Genomic DNA, 18,305 nt, shown 5'->3' on the forward strand with positions numbered 1-18,305 from the left:
AGGTACATCCCAGTTGGGCAAGGATTCTTCGTCGTGGGTGAAAACTCGGGTACGATAAATTTTAACAACGGTCAGCGTGTATTCCAGAAAGAAGGCGGCGCATCGTCGGTATTCGTAAGAAACATGACTGCACAGAACTCTGGTGACAACCAAGCCTCTGACGAAAGAATGAAGTTCAGGATTGGATTTAACTCGGTTAATACCATTCACAGACAGTTGTTGTTGACAATCGACGAGAACACAACGGAAGGTGTGGATTGGGCCTATGATGCCGTTCTTAACGAAGAACAGGTGGACGACATGTACTGGAGGATTGACGATGGAAATTATACAATCCAAGGATATAATGAAATTATTGATGAAACAGTGCTCCCTTTAGGATTACATACATCAACCGAAGGCAATAATGAAATTACAATTGATGCCCTCGAAAATGTACCAGATGATTTAAATATTTATTTGCATGACAAGGTATTGGATATATACCATGATTTAAGAGCATCAAGTTATCAAATAAACTTAGATGCAGGCGCATATTTAGATAGATTTGAAATTGCATTTTCATTGCCTCAGTCACTTTCAATCGATGATTCAATTGAAAACGGAATTTATCTCTATTATGCTTTTAACAGAAATACGATAGTGATTTTAAATCCTAATCAATTAAATCTTCAACATCTAGAAATATTTGATATTACAGGTAAAAAGGTTTATAATATCGAAGCAAGAAAGGAATCTTATAGCGAATATTTACTTAAACAATTAAGCCAAGGCGTTTATGTTATTCAGCTTCATCATGATGGAGGTATCGAAACAAAGAAATTTATCGTTGATTAAACCTAAGATATAATTGTATCAGGTTATAAGAGTTGTAGATTAATTATTTCAATTTGTTCAGTAATTCATTATAGGAAACAACATTTTGATTTCCAGATACCATATCTTTTAATGTGAAGCTTTCTGTTTTTAACTCCTCATCACCTACTAAAACAACAAATGGTATATTTCTGCGATTAGCATAATTCATCTGTTTTTTCATTTTAGCTTTATCAGGATACAACTCGGCTTTAATACCAGATTCTCTCAGTTTTGTAACAGCCTTTAGACAAGCAATGGCTTCCGTCTCACCAAAGTTTATAAATAATACTTTTGTCGATGCTGTTATAGTATCAGGAAATAGGCCCAATTCTTCAAGTACCAAATAAATACGATCCAATCCAAAACTAATACCAACACCACTCATATCCTTCAGTCCAAAAATGCCTGTAAGATCATCATAGCGACCTCCTCCTCCTATCGAGCCCATCTTTACTCCTTCTGGTGCAGAAACCTCAAATATGGCGCCTGTATAGTAATTGAGACCACGTGCCAGCGTCACATCAAGTTCTAGATTGGCAGATTTCAGTTTGAATTCGGTAATGGCTTTATTGATAAACTCAAGTTCTTCAATACCCTTTAAGCCCTCTTCTGAATTACTTAAAATAGCTTTTAAACTTTTAATTTGGCCTCCAAAGTCACCAGATAGTTCAAACAATGGCTGAAGTTTTGCAATTCCCTCCTCAGAAATTCCCTTGCCTAACATTTCTGCTTTCACCTTCTCCTCACCTATTTTGTCTAGTTTATCTAGAGCAACCGTAAAATCAATAAGTTTATCTTTTGCACCAATAACCTCAGCTATACCAGATAAAACTTTGCGGTTATTTATTTTAATGGTTACACCTTTAAGGTTTAAAGCGTCAAATACTGCATCATAAAGCTGGATAAACTCAATCTCTTGAAATAATGATTTAGATCCAACAACATCAGCATCACACTGGTAAAACTCTCTAAAACGTCCTTTCTGTGGTCTGTCTGCCCTCCAAACAGGTTGAATTTGATAGCGTTTAAAAGGAAACTCTATTTCATTTTGGTGTTGTACTACATACCTTGCAAACGGTACAGTTAGATCATACCTAAGTGCCTTTTCTGAAATTCTCGGCGTTAGTTTTTGCTCTGATTTTAAAGCATAATCATCATCTGATATTTTTTTGAGGTATTCTCCTGAATTTAAAATCTTAAAAATCAATCGATCACCTTCATCTCCATATTTTCCCATTAAGGTATCGGAATTCTCAAAGCTAGGAGTCTCAATTGGTTGAAACCCAAAAACCTCAAACTTACTCTTAATCGTATCTACGATATAAGTTCGCTTTGCTACCTCAGCTGCATTAAAATCTCTTGTTCCTTTAGGAATACTTGGTTTTTGAGCCATATTCTCAATTAATTTTTCACAAAAATATTATAAATTTTAAAGGCATAACCAAGATATTTTGATTTTATAGTAACTTTATGCTGTTTCAGTAGTCTTATACTTTTAAACAACCCAACTATTAGAGAAATTCTATGTTTTCATTAGCAAGAGAAAATGTTAAGATCGCTTTTGGCTCGATAAAAAGTCAACTTTTAAGAACCATCTTAACTGTATTAATTATTGCCATTGGTATTATGGCCCTTGTTGGTATTTTAAGTGGTGTATCAGCATTAGAAAATACAATTTCTAGTAATTTCTCATCAATGGGTTCTAACACGTTTAACATTCAACGCTACGAGTTTACAGCGCAACGTCAAAGCAGTAGAGAGCGCCAGAAAATAAACCCTGTTATCAGTTATAGAAATGTAAAGGAATTTGAAGATAACTATAACTATCCGTTTACAAAGGTTGCTGTTGTTTTTACTGGTACCATTTCAGCAGAGGTTAAATATGGAAATATTAAGACTGATCCCGAAGTAACTATTTTAGGTGCGAACGAAAACTTTATAGAAAACTCTGGGCTTGAAGTAGAGAACGGTCGGTCACTTAATGTTTTTGATATTGAAAATAGTAATGCAGTTACAGTTATTGGAAGCGACTTGCAAAAAGCATTATTTCCTGAAGAAAACCCTATTGATAAGGTAATTAGTGTTAGAGGTTCAAAATTCAGAGTCATAGGAGTCTTAAAGGAAAAAGGTGCCACATTTGGAAACAATCAAGATTTAAGAGCTATTATACCTATACAAAAGGCGAGATCAATTTTTACCAACCCTAGAATAAATTATGGTCTGAGCATCAAGGTTGATAAGCAAGATATGATTGAAGCGGCACAAGATGATGCAATCTTAACCTTTAGGAATATACGTGGGCTAAACCCAGTAGAAGAGAATGATTTTGGGATAGAACGCAGTGACGATCTTCTTAATCGAGTTGCTGAAAACACGGCTGCACTTTATATAGCCGCTTGGATAATTAGTATTATCACCATTTTTGGTTCGACCATAGCCTTAATGAACATCATGCTAGTTTCAGTTACTGAGAGAACTAGAGAAATCGGGGTTCGCAAAGCTTTAGGTGCAAAAAGCAGAACAATTGCTTTCCAGTTCTTTATGGAAACCATTATTATTGGTCAATTAGGTGGTTTATTAGGAATATTGCTAGGTATCTTAATCGGCTGGGCAGTTGCATCTGGATTTAGTTTGCAGTTCTCAACACCATGGGTTGCCATGATTTGGGCTACCAGTATAGCGTTTATCGTGGCTGTTATTTCTGGGCTTTATCCTGCCACTAAAGCAGCTAAATTAGATCCAATTGAGTCTTTACGCTACGAGTAAAACAATTACTGACCTATTAATTTTTCGAAATACTGAAACAATTCACCTTTAGTGATATTGGCACCTGATTGAATAAGCTTGAAAATATCTAAGTGCTTGTCGTCAGAATAATCTTTGTTAGCATTGAAAAATTCAATATCATCAGATAACAAATTATCACGTAACCATTCAAACCCTTCTTTTGTTGTTAAGTCCACCTGGTCATGTTTTAATTTCAGAGCAATAAGGTGCATGTTTTTTTCTTTACACTTAAATAAATGTATGTGTTGAGGTGAGATATGCTCTAAATATTCAACTTTACTCAACACACCAAACCAAACTAAGTCACTAAACACATCTAACTCCTGCTCTGCAGTTTCGGGCTTGTTTTTCTTTAAGTCTTCCCACTCATCAGCAGTAATGGACTGTGTCGCCAAAAAATTGATAAATTCTTGGTGCAATTCTTCAAACTGTTCTTTTGTTAATCTAGAATATTTCATCATTAATACAATTAATTAATGGCCTTATATGCCTCAAAAGGTCTATCTGTTGCTATAATGTCAATACCATTGGCTTTCCAGGTCTCATATAATTGATCTCCCCTTGCCTTAGCCTGTCTATCTAAGTTGCCCAGTGTACCGAGCATACAAACTATATCATTTTGATGTAGGCGTTTATATAAGGATTGAGGCGACAAACGCGTCCCTGTAAATGCCAGCATGTTTTCTGTTGGGATTTTGGATTGCAACAATCGATCAAATTCATCATTATTTCGTGCAGAAACAGACAATAATAGCTCAGGTGCATTCTTGAAAGCTGATTTAGCTTGAGCCACATCATACGTAATCAAGACACAAATATCCTGAGCATTAGCCTCTTTAATAGCTTTTATAACATCAATCTGTTTTACACTGCGCTTAATATCAACAGTAAGAATTACATTATTGGTTTTGCACCATTTTAACACATCCTTAAACAAAGGAATCTTATACGAGGTTACGTTGCCAAAATCATCTATTAAATTAAATTTAGAAAGCTCCTTATATGTCATTTTTCTAACCAATCCGCTACCTGTTGTAGTTCTGTTGATAGAATTATCGTGCATTAGCACCAATTTATCATCCTTTGTTTGCGCTATATCAATCTCAAAAATTGCTGAAATACTATCGTTGATATATTGTATAGTTTCCAAACAGTTCTCCGGATAATTAAAAATATCCTTTCCACCACGATGGACACTGATATTAGGATAATTCTTGTTAGATGCCCTAAAGACTTCGACAAGTTTAGATTTAGCTACTGTTTCACTTTTGTTGGATTTGCATGAAATCACAACAAATGATAAAACGAAAATGAGAATGTACTTTTTCATTAATGAGGTATAAAAAAACCGCTTAGAAAACTAAACGGTTTTTAATTATAATAGTGTTAAGATTAAGCTTCTGCAACTACCTCAAACGGTAAATCTACAGTTACTTCTCTATGTAATCTAATAACAGCATCGTATTTTCCTAAACGCTTTACATTACCACCAATTACATTGATGTATCTTTTGTCAATTTCATGACCTTCTTTTTGTAAAGCTGCAGCTAAGTCAATATTGTTAACAGATCCGAATAACTTATCGCCAGCACCTACCTTTGATGCAATCTTGATTTCTAATCCAGATAACGCTTCTGCAGTTGTATTAGCTTCATCGATAACTTTCTTTTCTTTAAAAGCTCTTTGTTTTAAAGTTTCTGCTAAAACTTTTTTAGCTGAAGGTGTTGCCATTACAGCCTGACCTTGTGGAATTAAATAGTTTCTACCATAACCGTTCTTAACTGTTACAATATCGTCTTTAAATCCTAAATTCTCAACGTCTTGTTTTAATATAAGTTCCATTGTTATGATATTTTATTTTAATAAATCAGCAACATATGGCATTAAGGCTAAATGTCTAGCTCTTTTTACTGCCACTGATACTTTTCTTTGATACTTTAAAGAAGTTCCTGTTAAACGTCTTGGTAAAAGTTTACCTTGTTCGTTTACAAAACTTAATAAGAAATCTGCATCTTTATAATCAATATACTTGATACCAGACTTTTTAAAACGACAGTACTTCTTAGCTTTTGTAGTTTCTATGTTTAATGGTGTAAGATATCTAATCTCACTATCTTTTTTTCCTTTTGCTTGTTGTTCTATTGATGACATAGTTTACGCTTTTTGTTTGTTTCTTTCTCTTCTTTTTTCAGCCCAAGCAATTGCATGCTTGTCTAATTTTACAGTTAAGTAACGCATAAAACGCTCGTCACGTCTAAATTCTAACTCTAAAGGTTCAATAGCTTCACCATTTACTTGGTACTCAAATAAGTGATAAAAACCACTTTTTTTGTTTTGGATTGGATAAGCCAGCTTTTTTAAGCCCCAATCTTCTTTGGCTATCATCTTAGCACCTTTAGAAATAAGAAAATCTTCGTATTTCTTCACTGTTTCCTTTATCTGATCATCAGATAAAACGGGATTTAAGATGAAAACAGTTTCATAATTGTTCATAATAATTTATTTGTTTGTTATTAAAACGGGTGCAAAAATACACATTTATTCTAATTCTGGCAACGTTTTTGATACTAAAATATTGCAATTTTATGCACTAAAAAATTTGTTAAATATTACACTTTGTCGGTATTATTTGTTTTTTAACCGAAAATATTGTACTATTGTCGATATCTTAACCTAATAAAATATTAATGTTATGACTTTAAACTGTGTAGTTGTTGATGATTCTGCGATTCAGCGCCTCTCTATAGTAAAGTTAATCGAGAATCATTCCTCGCTTAATCTTATTGCAGAGTACAGCAGTGCGTTAGAAACTAAAAACGGTCTTAATACACATAAAGTTGATCTTATCTTTTTAGATATAGAGATGCCTGTATTAAACGGTTTTGAGCTATTAGATGTACTCAACAACAAACCCCAAATTATTTTTGTTACTGGTAAAACCGAATATGCTTTTAAAGCATTTAATTACGACGCTACCGACTATCTTCAAAAACCAATTACTAAAGAAAGATTTAATACTGCCGTAGAAAAAGCTATTGAGCAGCATAAATTAAAATTAGACTTTAACGAAACAGATGGCGAACACATTTTTGTGAAGAGTAATCTTAAAAAACGTAAAGTTTATATTAAAGATATTAAATGGATTGAAGCATTAGGCGATTATGTAAAAGTCGTAACTGAAGAAAATAGCCTAGTCGTTTTATCTACAATGAAAGCATTTGAAAAAGAATTACCAGAAGGTAAATTCTTAAGAATTCACAAATCTTATATTGTGAATCTAGACAAAATAGATCGCTTTAACAGTAAAAATGTTGAAGTAGGAGCTTATGAGATTCCATTGAGTAGAAATAAAAAGACTCAATTGGTAGATGCTTTAAATAATATGTAACTATTAGTAGTTATCTATATTTAAAATTACTCTAACAGGCCTAAAATCTTTTACAGCATTGAAGCTATTATGTATTTTCATAATGGCTTCTTTTGTTTTGTTTAAGGATTGATTTTGTGGAATTTTTACAAGAATGTTCTTATTGTATAAATTTCTAATTCTAGAGATTGGTGGAAACTCTGGACCTAATACATTAGCTTTAAACACTTGTCTTAACGATTTTGCAAACCAATCTGAAGCTAAATTCACTTTGTTATAATCCTTATGCTTAAATGTTATTTTAATTAATCTATAAATTGGTGGATAATGATAGTTATATCTATCATTCATTTGCTCTTTAAACATCTCTTTATAGGCATTTACAGAAACTTGCTGTAATATGTTATGGTGTGGATTATACGTTTGTATTAACACCTTACCTCTTAGATCTGTACGGCCTGCCCTTCCTGCAACTTGAGACATTAATTGATAACTTCGTTCATGAGCTCTAAAATCTGGAAAATTGAGCAAGTTATCAGCATTCATTATCCCAACGAGCTTAACATTTCTAAAGTCTAAGCCTTTAGTAAGCATTTGAGTACCAACTAGTACATCTATTTCTCCTTGTTCAAAATTATTTATCAGTTTTTCAAAACCAAATTTACCTCGTGTGGTATCCAAATCCATACGAGCTACCTTATGGTCAGGGAATAACACCTTCACCTCCTCCTCTATCTGTTCCGTACCAAATCCCTTAGTATCTAATGAAGCATTACCGCAAGCTTCGCAATTATTCATCATGGCAGAATTATAACCACAGTAATGACATCGTAACTGATTTCTAAATTGATGATAGGTTAAGCTCACATCACAATTAGGACATTGTGGTGAGTGCCCACAGGTAACACATTCGACTATTGGAGAAAAACCACGTCTATTTTGAAATAATATAATTTGCTGTCCATCATCTAATGCCACAGTCATTTCCTCAATAAGTCGGTCACTGAAATGACCTTTCATACGCTTCCGCTTGTACTTATCTGCTAAATCTACCAATTCAATATCTGGCATTAGAACATTATTGTATCGTGTTGTCAGCTCTACTAGTCCATATTTACCGTTAATTGCGTTAAAATAACTCTCTAAACTTGGTGTAGCAGAACCCAGTAATATTTTAGCCTTATGATAATTTGCCAATACAATTGCCGCATCTCTTGCGTGATATCTTGGTGCAGGATCAAACTGTTTGAAGGATTGCTCATGTTCTTCATCTACTATGATTAAACCTAAGTCAGAAAAAGGAAGTAATAAAGCAGATCTCGCTCCAATTACAATTTGTGCCTTGCTCTTTTGGGTAAGTAAATTGTTCCAAACCTCAACACGTTCATTGCTAGAGTATCTCGAATGAAATACTGAAACTTGCTCACCAAAATAATTCTGTAAACGCTCTACCAATTGCGTAGTTAAGGCAATTTCAGGCAACAAGTAAAGCACCTGTTTTCCTTGTTCTAGTTGTTTTTTAATCAAGTTGACATATATCTCGGTTTTACCTGAAGAGGTCACACCATGAAGCAGCGTAACGGATTTATCCTGAAAATTGCTTTCAATAGCTATTAAAGCCTCATTTTGAACCTCACTAAGGGCTTTAACTTCAGAATTGTCTTCACCTTTGTATTGTACTCTATCCGTCTGAATATGATATTCTTCTAAAATAGATTTTTCTATCAATGCCTTTACAATTGCAGTAGATGCGCCACTGGCTTTGGTAAGCTCCGAAACCTTAATGGGTTTATTATTCTGAGCTTGGAGTGTAAACAAGGATAAAACAACCTCTCGTTGTTTTAGAGCTCTACTCAAAATATCCAACAACTCCTGTAATTTCGTTTCGGATTTAAAGGCATCGTCCAGTTTGACGTATCTTACTAATTTTGGCCTATATTTTTCGTATAGTTCTTCGTGTAGGTGAAGTATGTTTTTCTCAACCATACCCTTAATTACAGGAAGTACGCGCTTTTTATCCAATATGGAAATGACATCCTGAATTTTCAAAGAAGACTGATACTGTAATGCTTCAAATATTAAAAACTCATCATCCTTAAGTTCAACATCATTTACTGTAATATTTTCATTTCTTGAGATAATGGTTTCACTCTCAAGTATTAATGCATTTGGTAACGAAGCACGCATAACTTCACCTAAACTACACATGTAATAGTTGGCAATCCATTCCCAATGCTTTAATTGCAATTCGGTAATGATAGGAGTATCATCCAGGATTTGATGAATCGTCTTTGGTTCGTAGGCTGTGGGAGGATTATTATGAATTTTATAAGCTAGCGCAGTATAGATCTTGTTCTTACCAAAAGGTACCGCAACACGCATTCCTGTTTTAATAAAATCGGCTTCTGCCTCAGTGATATGGTAGGTAAAGGCTTTTTGAAGCGGTATTGGTAGTATGACGTCTATGAAGTAGTTCATACTAACTTACAATATTATCTCCTGAGCTCTTCCTTAAATTTCTTAAGGTAGCATTTAGCTCATAACCAAGCAATAAGATGTTAGAATTGAGCCACAGATATAACAGCAATATCAATAAGGCTCCAATAGAACCATATAGTTTGTTATACTGTGAAAAGTTTTCAATATAGACACCAAACAAATACGACGTGAGTATAATCAATAAGGTGGTCAATAATGCTCCAATGGAAAAGAAACGTGTATGCCTACCTTCTTTGGTACCGAAATAGTATAAGGTTGCAGTGGCGATATACACCATCACCACAAAGAATAAATACTTAGCAAAGACAATCCAACCCAATCCGGAATCGGTTTTCAAGGCATCCTGACCTGTAAGACTCTCATAAATAGGTTGAATTATATAAATCTGAAAATACCCAAATACCGCAACGGTCAATAGAACCAAGAATACCAAAATCAAGGATACACCAAATGCATAGAGGTATTGTTGTACTACATTACGGGTTAATTGCTCATGGTACGAATATTCAAACCCAGAAAAGACCGCACTTACACCATTTGCCATTAATATCATGGACAGTAAAAAGATGGTAGATATCAGCCCAGCTCCTCCACTACCACTGATATTCTCAAAAATATTGGAGAAGAAAAAATCAGAGGTTTGAGGTGGTAAAAATGAATTTAGAAAATCTAAAAACTCAGTTTCAAAGCCATCAATAGGTATATAAGGCATTATGATGATAACGAATAACAAAAAAGGGAATATGGCCGTGAAAAAACTAAAAGCAATAGCACTAGCCCTTGTGGTTAGTGCTCCATTGACTATACCCATTATATATAGTTCCAAGAGATCATAAATTGACAAACCTTCAAATCCTGGTAATTTTATCCTCTTAAAAAATCTAACAATAAGATTGAGGACGGGAATTTTATCGAGTTTATCTTCTATAGGCTTGGTCATAGCAGTATATTAAACGGCTTTAAGGCTTAAATCCATATTATAAACCGAATGTGTTAAGGCACCAGATGAAATATAATCTACACCACACTCTGCATATTTTCTTACGGTATGCTCATTAATACCACCTGAGGATTCTGTTAAGCACTGATCACCAATTAGTTTTACAGCCTTACGTGTATCTTCATAATTAAAGTTGTCAATTAATATACGATAGACTCCTCCACAGTCTAGTATCTCTTTTATTTCCTCAAGATTGCGAGCTTCAACTATAATTTTTAGGTCGCGCTCAGTATCCTTTAAGTATTGTTTGGTAAGATTAATAGCTTTGGCAACACCATCAGCAAAATCAATATGGTTATCCTTAAGCATTATCATATCGTAAAGTGCAAACCTGTGGTTTTCTCCACCTCCAATTTTAACGGCCCACTTTTCTAAAGCTCTAATTCCTGGAGTGGTTTTACGTGTGTCTAATATTTTAGTACCTGTACCTTCTAGTAGATCCACAAACTTCTTGGTTTTTGTGGCAATTGCACTCATACGTTGCATGGCATTTAAGACCAATCGTTCTGCTTTTAAAATAGATTGCGAGGCGCCTTCTACATAAAATGCAATATCACCATATTTTACATCGCTTCCATCCTCTATTAAGGTTTCAACAACCATGTCTTCATCAACATAAGCAAATACTTTTTTTGCAAATTCCACACCTGCAATTACACCATCATCTTTTACCAAAAGTTTTGCCTTTCCCTTTGCTGTTTCTGGTATACAGGCTAATGAACTATGATCGCCATCACCAACATCTTCGCGGATAGCATTAGAGATTATGAGTTCTATTTCCTTATCAAATTGTTCTTTTGAAATCATATATGCGTATTTAATGTAAAAATAGGAATTGAAAGATTAAAAATTTTAAAAAGAGAATATCAATTTCTAAAAAAGTATAACTTTGAAATTATGACCATTAAACTCCTCGCCATCGGTAAAACCGACAACAACAATCTGCAATCACTAATTGCAGATTACCAGAAACGTCTAGGACATTACATTAGGTTTGAGTTTGAGATTATTCCAGATCTTAAAAAGGTGAAACACCTAAGCGAAGCCCAACAAAAGGAAAAGGAAGGAGAACTTATCCTTTCTAAAACCCAGAAGTCTGACGTGCTGATATTATTAGATGAAAAAGGGAAGCAAATGGACTCAGTTGCTTTTGCAAACTACCTGCAAAAACATCTTAACTCTGGTATAAAAAACTTAATATTTGTTATTGGTGGACCTTACGGTTTCTCGGAAGCGGTTTACCAACGTGCCAATGGCAAACTAGGACTGTCTAAAATGACATTTTCGCACCAGATGGTACGCTTATTCTTTATAGAACAATTATACAGAGGGTTTACTATTTTAAAGAACGAACCCTATCATCATAGATAGATAGCAAACCCTCCGGTATAATTAAACGCCAGTGCGTTTATAGATAATAATTAATGTGTTTTAAAAATCTCTTTGCGTTTTTTTAATTGACGTGATAAATCACTTATCGTTTGATTTACTGCCAATTCATAATTTTTTTCATTCGATGTGGCAAAAAGTCTAGGACCAGGTAAACTCAATTCTATATTACAAATTTTTCCAGCCTGGTGGTCTTTGTCATCATGTTTAATATAAACTTGAGCAGAAATAATGAACTCAAATCTATTTGCTAATTTCTCTAGTTTTTCCGTCGCAAACGCTGATAAAGTCTCGCTAACATCAGTATTTACATATTGAAAATTCACCGTCATATATGTACTTGTTTTAATTAATAATTCCTAACTCTAATATACAACTATTAATAAGGTATATTACTGATAATTATCATAAATAATCGCTAAAAATTCTAATGCTGAAAGTTTAAAACCAAGTTTACGTCTATTGTTTTATAAACTAGCGAATTATGAATCAGCACATTTCTATGGACACAATTATTTTTGATGGCGAATGCAACCTATGTAATGGTGTTGTTGGCTGGCTATTAAAATTTGCACCTGAAGATTTGTTTCAGTTTGTGGCTTTTCAATCTAGTTATGGGCAAGAATTGTTGTTAGAACATGGATTTCCAACCCAGCAATTAGACACGGTTATATTGATTGATGAAAATGGTGCTAACACGCATTCCGATGGTTTTCTAAGCATTGTATCTAAAATCCCTAAATGGAAACCTGTTGCCATGCTCCTTGCGTTTATACCACGAATGATACGAGATTATATTTACAAGACAGCATCAAAAAATAGGGTGAAATGGTTTGGCAAGTCTAAAAGCTGTACCATTGATTTTAACTAATCTCTAGGCAGCGTATAACCACATTGCGAACAATACTTAGCCTCGGTACTATTGTATTTCCCACAATTAGTACATTCAATCTTTTGCTTAGTTATCGGTTTTGAAACTGTGGCCTTTGGTTCTTTTTTCGTTTTAGGTTTCAATGCCTTAATTATGAAATAGAATATCAAAATGGCAATGATGACCAGAAAAACCCAAAAGGCAATTCTACCAATGACATAGCCAATTTCATAACCTTTTCTAAAGGCATCCTTTTCAGCATTTGCACCATCTAAGACCATGGAAGGTCCTAATGCACTGACATCTAATTGCAATGTGTTAAAGAATCTATCCTTTAATGCAGTGAACTCAAGCTCATCGGTTTTTTTAGGTCTGAATTCTGCACTAACATTAAAGGAATTTACATATACAAATCGTTTAAAAAGTAAACTTGGCAATTCAGGATTTGCAACACCCGAAATCCGTGCATCAATGGCACTTACACCATCAATACCAATATCTTGTTTAAAGGTTACCGTACCTCCTGAAGCTTCTTCTACACCTTCTAAATGACCTTCGTAATAGTCTTCTAAATTTGCAGTTATCTCGTCATTATAGCTTGGGTCAATTTGAGTGATGGACACCAAATAAAAGGCATCCTCATTTTCAACCTTATATATTAAAACACCACTTTGGTCAAATATTTCAGGATCTGAAGGAAATTCAATACTTCCAATACCAGAAATTAGTGTTTGTACCCAGTCTTGTGCTAGGCAAAAGCTTGTTATAATGAGAAATAGAAATGTTGCTTTTAATCTAAAACGCATACGATTAGTTTAATTGTTCACAATTATCCGGAATTTGAAATACTTTTTTGACTTTTTTTACATTCACCAACTTATACTTTCTAAGACCATGTCTCTTGTCAAAGGCACCATATTCATCAATAATTCCATTTAAAAATGGTTTGTCCCTTACCCACAATTCATAATTAAGAGGTGGTTCAAAAAAGGGCATTTGATGTTCTATAGTTTCATCTAATATATAATAACTATAGGCTGATTTATCCTTAACTCCTCTGCCTTTCCGTAAGGTCTCAATTTTATATTGGGACAACTGCTTTTTGTTTAACAGTGTATCCTTAATTGACTTAAACACGTAGCGCTCAGCAGATTTCTTATAACGTTTTCCATCCCATTTTGTAACACCTTCGCAATTGTTGTTTATAACATAAGCCTTATTGAAATCGTCTTTAGGCATTTGAATTATTATTGTAAATAATTTATTATCACGAACATATACCCTATAATTATTACTATCTATTTCTCTTACAGCCATAAAGTAATCATTAGTCTTTGAATTCGTATAGTAAGTTACCTTATGATTACGGGTTGATTCCTGCTCTTGAAAATAGTCATATTCCAAAGCATAGTCAAACTCATATTTAATCTGACTCTGAGAAAGAAAACAAGATACCAGACAAAGCGATAACACGAATCTCTTCATACTACTCAAACACAATATCATCAATATAAATTTTATGAGGCGAACCATAAGCATTGGCAAATAGTACAAAGCCTGACCGAATGCAACTTAAATCCGATTTCTTGAGCTTAATAGTAAATTTGCGCCATTTAGAATCCAATGGAATTTCCTTAGCCTCAATGGCCGAATCTGGATAGGTCTTATCCTTACCAATTAAACCAAAGCCGATCTTGGCACTGACACCTCCAAAATCTGACTTTGCCCAAAAACTAAAGGTCTTCGCACCACTAATGTCATAACCTCCCAAAATATCGCCCCAATCATTGGCTGGATCTACCAAACCAATACCATACCAACCGCTACGTTCTTTATAATGAATGAGCATCGAAGTTTTACCAGAGTGCTTTTCGCGTGTGTGGTTCATATCAATTTCCAAGGCATTATAATTACCCATGTAAGCCGAAGGGAAATATGGCATCTCTATATCATCTTTATACACATAAAACGGTAGCTCTACTTTGGGTACCAAGAATTTATTGGCGCTGGCAATAGCATCTTGTACCACAATAGACGAAGAAGCAATACCCAAATTGTTGTAGGAGTCCTTCACCATGGCATAGACCTTTATGCTACCATTAACCTTGGGCAATTGTATTTCAAAACCATCATTAGCATTTCCTCTATGATTTAATGGTAAAATCTGATTTCTATAACGTCTACTCCCAACACGATGGTTATAGGCAAAACTTACGTCTAAAGTTTCGTTTTCCTTATCTGAAGTTTCTAAACCTACGGTAACCCATTCACCACTGCCTAGGGCTTTATCTGGCAAACTTAAGTTGGTGATTTCTGGTACAAAATTTTCTGGTTTGTTCCCTATATAGGCATCACGTATGGCCCAATATTGTGGTCTGTAACTGCCATTAAAATGTGTCATTAGCCACACACCACCAAAATCTTTCCCATCACTATAGTGAAATACATAAACACCTAAACAATTGCTTTTATTTGTTATCCAATCCTTATAGCCCTTGGCAATGGCATCATATTTTTGCGTATCGTTAGGCTCTATTTTTATACCATTCTTGTCTTCTGTGGCATCCCATTCACCCATAACGCCAAACTCAGTGACAATGTAAGGCTTATCAATATAGCGTTTCTCCATTTCTTCCTGCAAGAAATTGGCACCAGCACCATAGGCGTTTAGGCCATAAATATCTAAAGATGGCACGTATTTGCTCCACCAATCCATACCAAAGGTCCAAGCCTCGGTTGAGGATATTGGGTGATTGGCATCTATCTTCTTTATAGCACTGCAAACACGCTCCAAAAGTTTGGAGTAAACCAACTTTTCTTCGTCAGTAGCCATATTGAGATATACTTCGTTACCAATTCCCCAAGTTAAGGTTGCAGGGTGATCCTTGTACTTGTTAACAACTTCTATGGCGTTATTGTATTGATCTTCTATGCCCTTTTTATCAGTGAGGTAGTTAAAGCTATCATCGTCTTCCATACCAGGTCTTCCATGACGCATCCAAATCCCAACCATCACCTTCATCCCATGAGCATGTGCCTTATCCATTAAAACAGGTGTGTTTTCGCCTGTAGCCCAAAGGCGCAAAGTATTGACACCTAAATATTGTAAATCCTTAAAATAGCTGTCGTAATTGGCCACATCCTTGTCGTAGCCCCAAGTAACACCCTTAATTTCAAAAGGTTCACCATCAACCTTTAAAACCCATTGATCCTCTATCTTTTCTACAGTGGTTTGTGCATATGATAAGAATGAAAAAAGCAGGCTAAAGACTATGTAACGCATATCAATTTTTTTATGAAATGTAAAGCTACCCAATTTTTAGCGCTTAACCGAATATTAAATTATCTTTGAAATCCTATTTAATACTCATTTATGCAACTTGTTTTTGCCACCAATAATCCTAACAAAATAAAGGAAGTACAAGCCTTGGTACCGCAGCATATAAAACTATTAAGTTTATCTGATATTTTATGTATTGAGGACATCCCAGAAACCACAGGAACCATTGAAGGCAATGCCAAACAAAAGGCAGACCATATTAAAAACCATTACGGTTATGATTGTTTTGCAGACGACACAGGTTTGGAAGTTGAAGCCCTAAATGGTGAACCTGGCGTAGATACGGCACACTATGCTGGTCCACAGCGTGATGCCAATGATAATATGGACAAGCTACTGGATAATCTCAAGGACAAACCCAACAGAAATGCGCAGTTTAAAACGGTGATTGCCCTGCATCTCAATGGCAACTACCATGAGTTTACTGGCATTTGCAAAGGCGAGATTACTTTGAAAAAACAAGGTGATCAAGGCTTTGGTTACGACCCAGTATTTAGGCCTCAAGGTTATGAGCAAACTTTTGCAGAGATTTCATTGGCTGAGAAGAATAAAATTGGCCATAGAGGCTTGGCTGTAAAACAACTCATAAATTTTCTCCAAAATACGTAGGTTTACGTATTGAAATCCTACTGAGAAAAACCTAACTTCGCTTATCATCCGATAAACTCAATTGAAACTGAACTTATCTAACCGTTGGCTTTAATGCTAAAAAAATAATTGCGATGCCATTAAAAAAAATAAATCTCTCACCATATTTAAGCATTTTTGGAATAACAGTATTATTTCTATTCCTGTCTGGTATACTCATGTTCTTGACATATGATTTAGAAGAAAATAATATAAAACATAGTATCCAAATAATTTCTCTCGGAGTATACGTTGCTATAACCTATTATGTCAGTAAATTTTATTTTAAGAAAATCAATTTAAATCCACCGAAGTTAATTGGAATAAACTTTTCTTTATTTATGGCTATACTAATTGGGATTTTCTTTGCCTTGATTATACAATTACCATATCGAATTTACGCCATAATCAGAACAGGGGATTTTGTATACATTTTTTTGGCTTTTAATATTGAGAATTTTATTAAGGCTCTAGGCGCTGGAATATTTGAAGAAATTACATTTAGAGGTACATTATTAAATTTCTTTAACCAAAAGAATAAAAAATATTTAGGGTTAATTATTTCTTCTCTGATTTTCGGCTTAATCCATATTGGAAATTCATTCATAGGTGTAGAAATATCATTAATATACATTATTTATATTATCTTTTATGGTTTCTCATTTGGTCTAATTTATTTAAATTTTGGACTTATTGCTTCAATTTCAGCTCATGTTGTCGGTAACTTTCTTATTGGTGGATTTATAAAACCTAACATATCTGGTTTTTATTATAATGTAGCAATAATTGTAATTTTATGTGTTTGGTTGTTTTTCAGAGATAAGAGAAAACAAGGCAGTAAAAGCACTAAAGCCAACAACGTGTATAATTAATTGCTCTGGCAAGTGCTTATTTGGAAAATTCCTTCGGAATTTTCTCGCGTAAGTTTTTGTTTACTAAATTAGTTGCTAAAACACGCAACTAACCATACACAAGACCGATAAGCGTCACTCTAAAATTGTACTATAAATAAACTTATAAAAATGCTCACAGAAATCCATCCAAAACTACCCATGCGAGATAAGGCTATAACCAAAGCCTTTTATCAGCGTTTAGGGTTTATGGAGCTTGGTGATGAGTATGCAGAATATTTAATGCTAAAAAAGGACCAGATTGAGATTCATTTCTTTCTATTTAAAGACCTTAATCCTAAAGAAAATTATGGTATGGTGTATATAAGAACAAGCGATATTGAGGCCTTATATCAATCACTGCAAGACCATAACATAGAAATTCACCCAAATGGGAAACTGCAACTACAACCTTGGGGACAAAAGGAATTCTCTATTCTAGACCCAGATACCAATCTTTTAACCTTTGGGCAAAAAGCCTAAATCAGAAAAAGGGATGTTTTAAGCTCAATTGGCAATAAAACACCTAAAAATCATACAATTAAATTAAAAGTCTATCTTTGCGGCATTATTGAGCGAAAGGTCCTAAATGGTTTAGGACAGGTGTTATAAGAAGTTTAGGTTAAAGTATGTCGGTTCCCTTCTTATGTAACACTACATAATATAATCGATTATAC

General features: G+C 34.3%; 21 protein-coding genes. 8 read left to right on the plus strand and 13 right to left on the minus strand.

The annotated features are described in order from the left end of the window. A partial coding sequence (locus LBV24_RS10570) for a T9SS type A sorting domain-containing protein (RefSeq protein WP_224478625.1) occupies nt 1–837 on the plus strand: 837 nt, incomplete at its 5' end. 43 nt (nt 838–880) lie between these two features. Here the strand turns inward: LBV24_RS10570 and hisS are convergent. Beyond that, nucleotides 881–2,251, minus strand: coding sequence for a histidine--tRNA ligase (hisS, locus tag LBV24_RS10575; RefSeq protein ID WP_224478626.1), 1,371 nt, complete (start codon nt 2,249–2,251; stop codon nt 881–883). A 131-nt stretch (nt 2,252–2,382) separates the two neighbouring features. Here hisS and LBV24_RS10580 point away from each other — a divergent pair, with 131 nt between their 5' ends. Then, a complete protein-coding gene (locus LBV24_RS10580) occupies nt 2,383–3,624 on the plus strand; it encodes an ABC transporter permease (RefSeq protein WP_224478627.1) in 1,242 nt (413 codons plus the stop codon). 5 nt (nt 3,625–3,629) lie between these two features. On the opposite strand, the gene LBV24_RS10585 is transcribed toward LBV24_RS10580, so the two are convergent. From LBV24_RS10585 to rpsF, 5 genes are all read right to left on the minus strand, one after another. Then, a complete protein-coding gene (locus LBV24_RS10585; protein WP_224478628.1) occupies nt 3,630–4,103 on the minus strand; it encodes a DUF6495 family protein in 474 nt (157 codons plus the stop codon). 11 nt (nt 4,104–4,114) lie between these two features. Beyond that, the gene (locus LBV24_RS10590; RefSeq protein ID WP_224478629.1) at nt 4,115–4,975 is read right to left on the minus strand and encodes a glycerophosphodiester phosphodiesterase family protein; all 861 of its coding nucleotides are present in this window, start codon (nt 4,973–4,975) and stop codon (nt 4,115–4,117) included. A gap of 62 nt (nt 4,976–5,037) precedes the next feature. Next, nucleotides 5,038–5,487: a 50S ribosomal protein L9 gene (gene rplI, locus LBV24_RS10595; protein ID WP_224478630.1), complete on the minus strand. Its 450-nt coding sequence runs from the start codon at nt 5,485–5,487 to the stop codon at nt 5,038–5,040. 12 nt (nt 5,488–5,499) lie between these two features. Beyond that, nucleotides 5,500–5,796 (minus strand): 30S ribosomal protein S18, encoded by a 297-nt coding sequence (gene rpsR, locus LBV24_RS10600; protein ID WP_224478631.1) that lies wholly within the window; start codon nt 5,794–5,796, stop codon nt 5,500–5,502. Between the two features lie 3 nt (nt 5,797–5,799). Beyond that, nucleotides 5,800–6,138, minus strand: coding sequence for a 30S ribosomal protein S6 (gene rpsF / locus LBV24_RS10605; protein WP_224478632.1), 339 nt, complete (start codon nt 6,136–6,138; stop codon nt 5,800–5,802). Between the two features lie 199 nt (nt 6,139–6,337). Here rpsF and LBV24_RS10610 point away from each other — a divergent pair, with 199 nt between their 5' ends. Further along, nucleotides 6,338–7,033, plus strand: coding sequence for a LytR/AlgR family response regulator transcription factor (locus tag LBV24_RS10610; RefSeq protein WP_076620930.1), 696 nt, complete (start codon nt 6,338–6,340; stop codon nt 7,031–7,033). A gap of 3 nt (nt 7,034–7,036) precedes the next feature. Here the strand turns inward: LBV24_RS10610 and priA are convergent, their stop codons facing one another. The 3 genes from priA to nadC are packed head-to-tail and all read right to left on the minus strand — an operon-like array spanning nt 7,037 to nt 11,318. Next, the gene (priA, locus tag LBV24_RS10615; protein ID WP_224478633.1) at nt 7,037–9,490 is read right to left on the minus strand and encodes a replication restart helicase PriA; all 2,454 of its coding nucleotides are present in this window, start codon (nt 9,488–9,490) and stop codon (nt 7,037–7,039) included. Between the two features lies 1 nt (nt 9,491). Continuing rightward, a complete protein-coding gene (locus LBV24_RS10620; protein ID WP_224478634.1) occupies nt 9,492–10,451 on the minus strand; it encodes a YihY/virulence factor BrkB family protein in 960 nt (319 codons plus the stop codon). Nucleotides 10,452–10,460: 9 nt separating this feature from the next. Next, the gene (nadC, locus tag LBV24_RS10625; protein ID WP_224478635.1) at nt 10,461–11,318 is read right to left on the minus strand and encodes a carboxylating nicotinate-nucleotide diphosphorylase; all 858 of its coding nucleotides are present in this window, start codon (nt 11,316–11,318) and stop codon (nt 10,461–10,463) included. Between the two features lie 90 nt (nt 11,319–11,408). On the opposite strand from nadC, the gene rlmH reads away from it, so the two are divergent. After that, the gene (gene rlmH / locus LBV24_RS10630) at nt 11,409–11,882 is read left to right on the plus strand and encodes a 23S rRNA (pseudouridine(1915)-N(3))-methyltransferase RlmH (protein ID WP_224478636.1); all 474 of its coding nucleotides are present in this window, start codon (nt 11,409–11,411) and stop codon (nt 11,880–11,882) included. Nucleotides 11,883–11,932: 50 nt separating this feature from the next. On the opposite strand, the gene hpf is transcribed toward rlmH, so the two are convergent. Then, complete coding sequence (gene hpf, locus LBV24_RS10635; protein ID WP_224478637.1) at nt 11,933–12,232, minus strand: ribosome hibernation-promoting factor, HPF/YfiA family; 300 nt, start codon at nt 12,230–12,232, stop codon at nt 11,933–11,935. Nucleotides 12,233–12,384: 152 nt separating this feature from the next. Here hpf and LBV24_RS10640 point away from each other — a divergent pair, with 152 nt between their 5' ends. Continuing rightward, entirely contained in the window at nt 12,385–12,771 is a 387-nt protein-coding gene (locus LBV24_RS10640) for a thiol-disulfide oxidoreductase DCC family protein (RefSeq protein WP_224478638.1), read from the plus strand. Here LBV24_RS10640 and LBV24_RS10645 read toward each other — a convergent pair. From LBV24_RS10645 to LBV24_RS10655, 3 genes are read right to left on the minus strand one after another with little or no spacing between them, the layout of a single operon-like run. Next, nucleotides 12,768–13,577 carry a zinc ribbon domain-containing protein gene (locus LBV24_RS10645; RefSeq protein ID WP_224478639.1) on the minus strand — a complete coding sequence of 270 codons (810 nt, stop codon included), beginning with the start codon at nt 13,575–13,577 and terminating at the stop codon, nt 12,768–12,770. The two genes, LBV24_RS10640 and LBV24_RS10645, sit on opposite strands and share 4 nt — an antisense overlap. A gap of 4 nt (nt 13,578–13,581) precedes the next feature. After that, nucleotides 13,582–14,256 carry a hypothetical protein gene (locus LBV24_RS10650; protein ID WP_224478640.1) on the minus strand — a complete coding sequence of 225 codons (675 nt, stop codon included), beginning with the start codon at nt 14,254–14,256 and terminating at the stop codon, nt 13,582–13,584. A 1-nt stretch (nt 14,257) separates the two neighbouring features. Then, nucleotides 14,258–16,054 (minus strand): glycoside hydrolase family 2 TIM barrel-domain containing protein, encoded by a 1,797-nt coding sequence (locus LBV24_RS10655; protein WP_224478641.1) that lies wholly within the window; start codon nt 16,052–16,054, stop codon nt 14,258–14,260. A gap of 90 nt (nt 16,055–16,144) precedes the next feature. Here LBV24_RS10655 and LBV24_RS10660 point away from each other — a divergent pair, with 90 nt between their 5' ends. The 3 genes from LBV24_RS10660 (at nt 16,145) to LBV24_RS10670 (ending at nt 18,111) form a co-directional block, all read left to right on the plus strand. Further along, nucleotides 16,145–16,720: a non-canonical purine NTP diphosphatase gene (locus tag LBV24_RS10660; protein WP_224478642.1), complete on the plus strand. Its 576-nt coding sequence runs from the start codon at nt 16,145–16,147 to the stop codon at nt 16,718–16,720. A gap of 113 nt (nt 16,721–16,833) precedes the next feature. Then, the gene (locus tag LBV24_RS10665) at nt 16,834–17,610 is read left to right on the plus strand and encodes a CPBP family intramembrane glutamic endopeptidase (protein WP_224478643.1); all 777 of its coding nucleotides are present in this window, start codon (nt 16,834–16,836) and stop codon (nt 17,608–17,610) included. Between the two features lie 150 nt (nt 17,611–17,760). Further along, a complete protein-coding gene (locus LBV24_RS10670) occupies nt 17,761–18,111 on the plus strand; it encodes a bleomycin resistance protein (protein WP_224478644.1) in 351 nt (116 codons plus the stop codon). Nucleotides 18,112–18,305: the final 194 nt, after the last annotated feature.

The organism is Winogradskyella vincentii (genome assembly GCF_020166345.1).
Lineage (GTDB): Bacteria > Bacteroidota > Bacteroidia > Flavobacteriales > Flavobacteriaceae > Winogradskyella > Winogradskyella vincentii.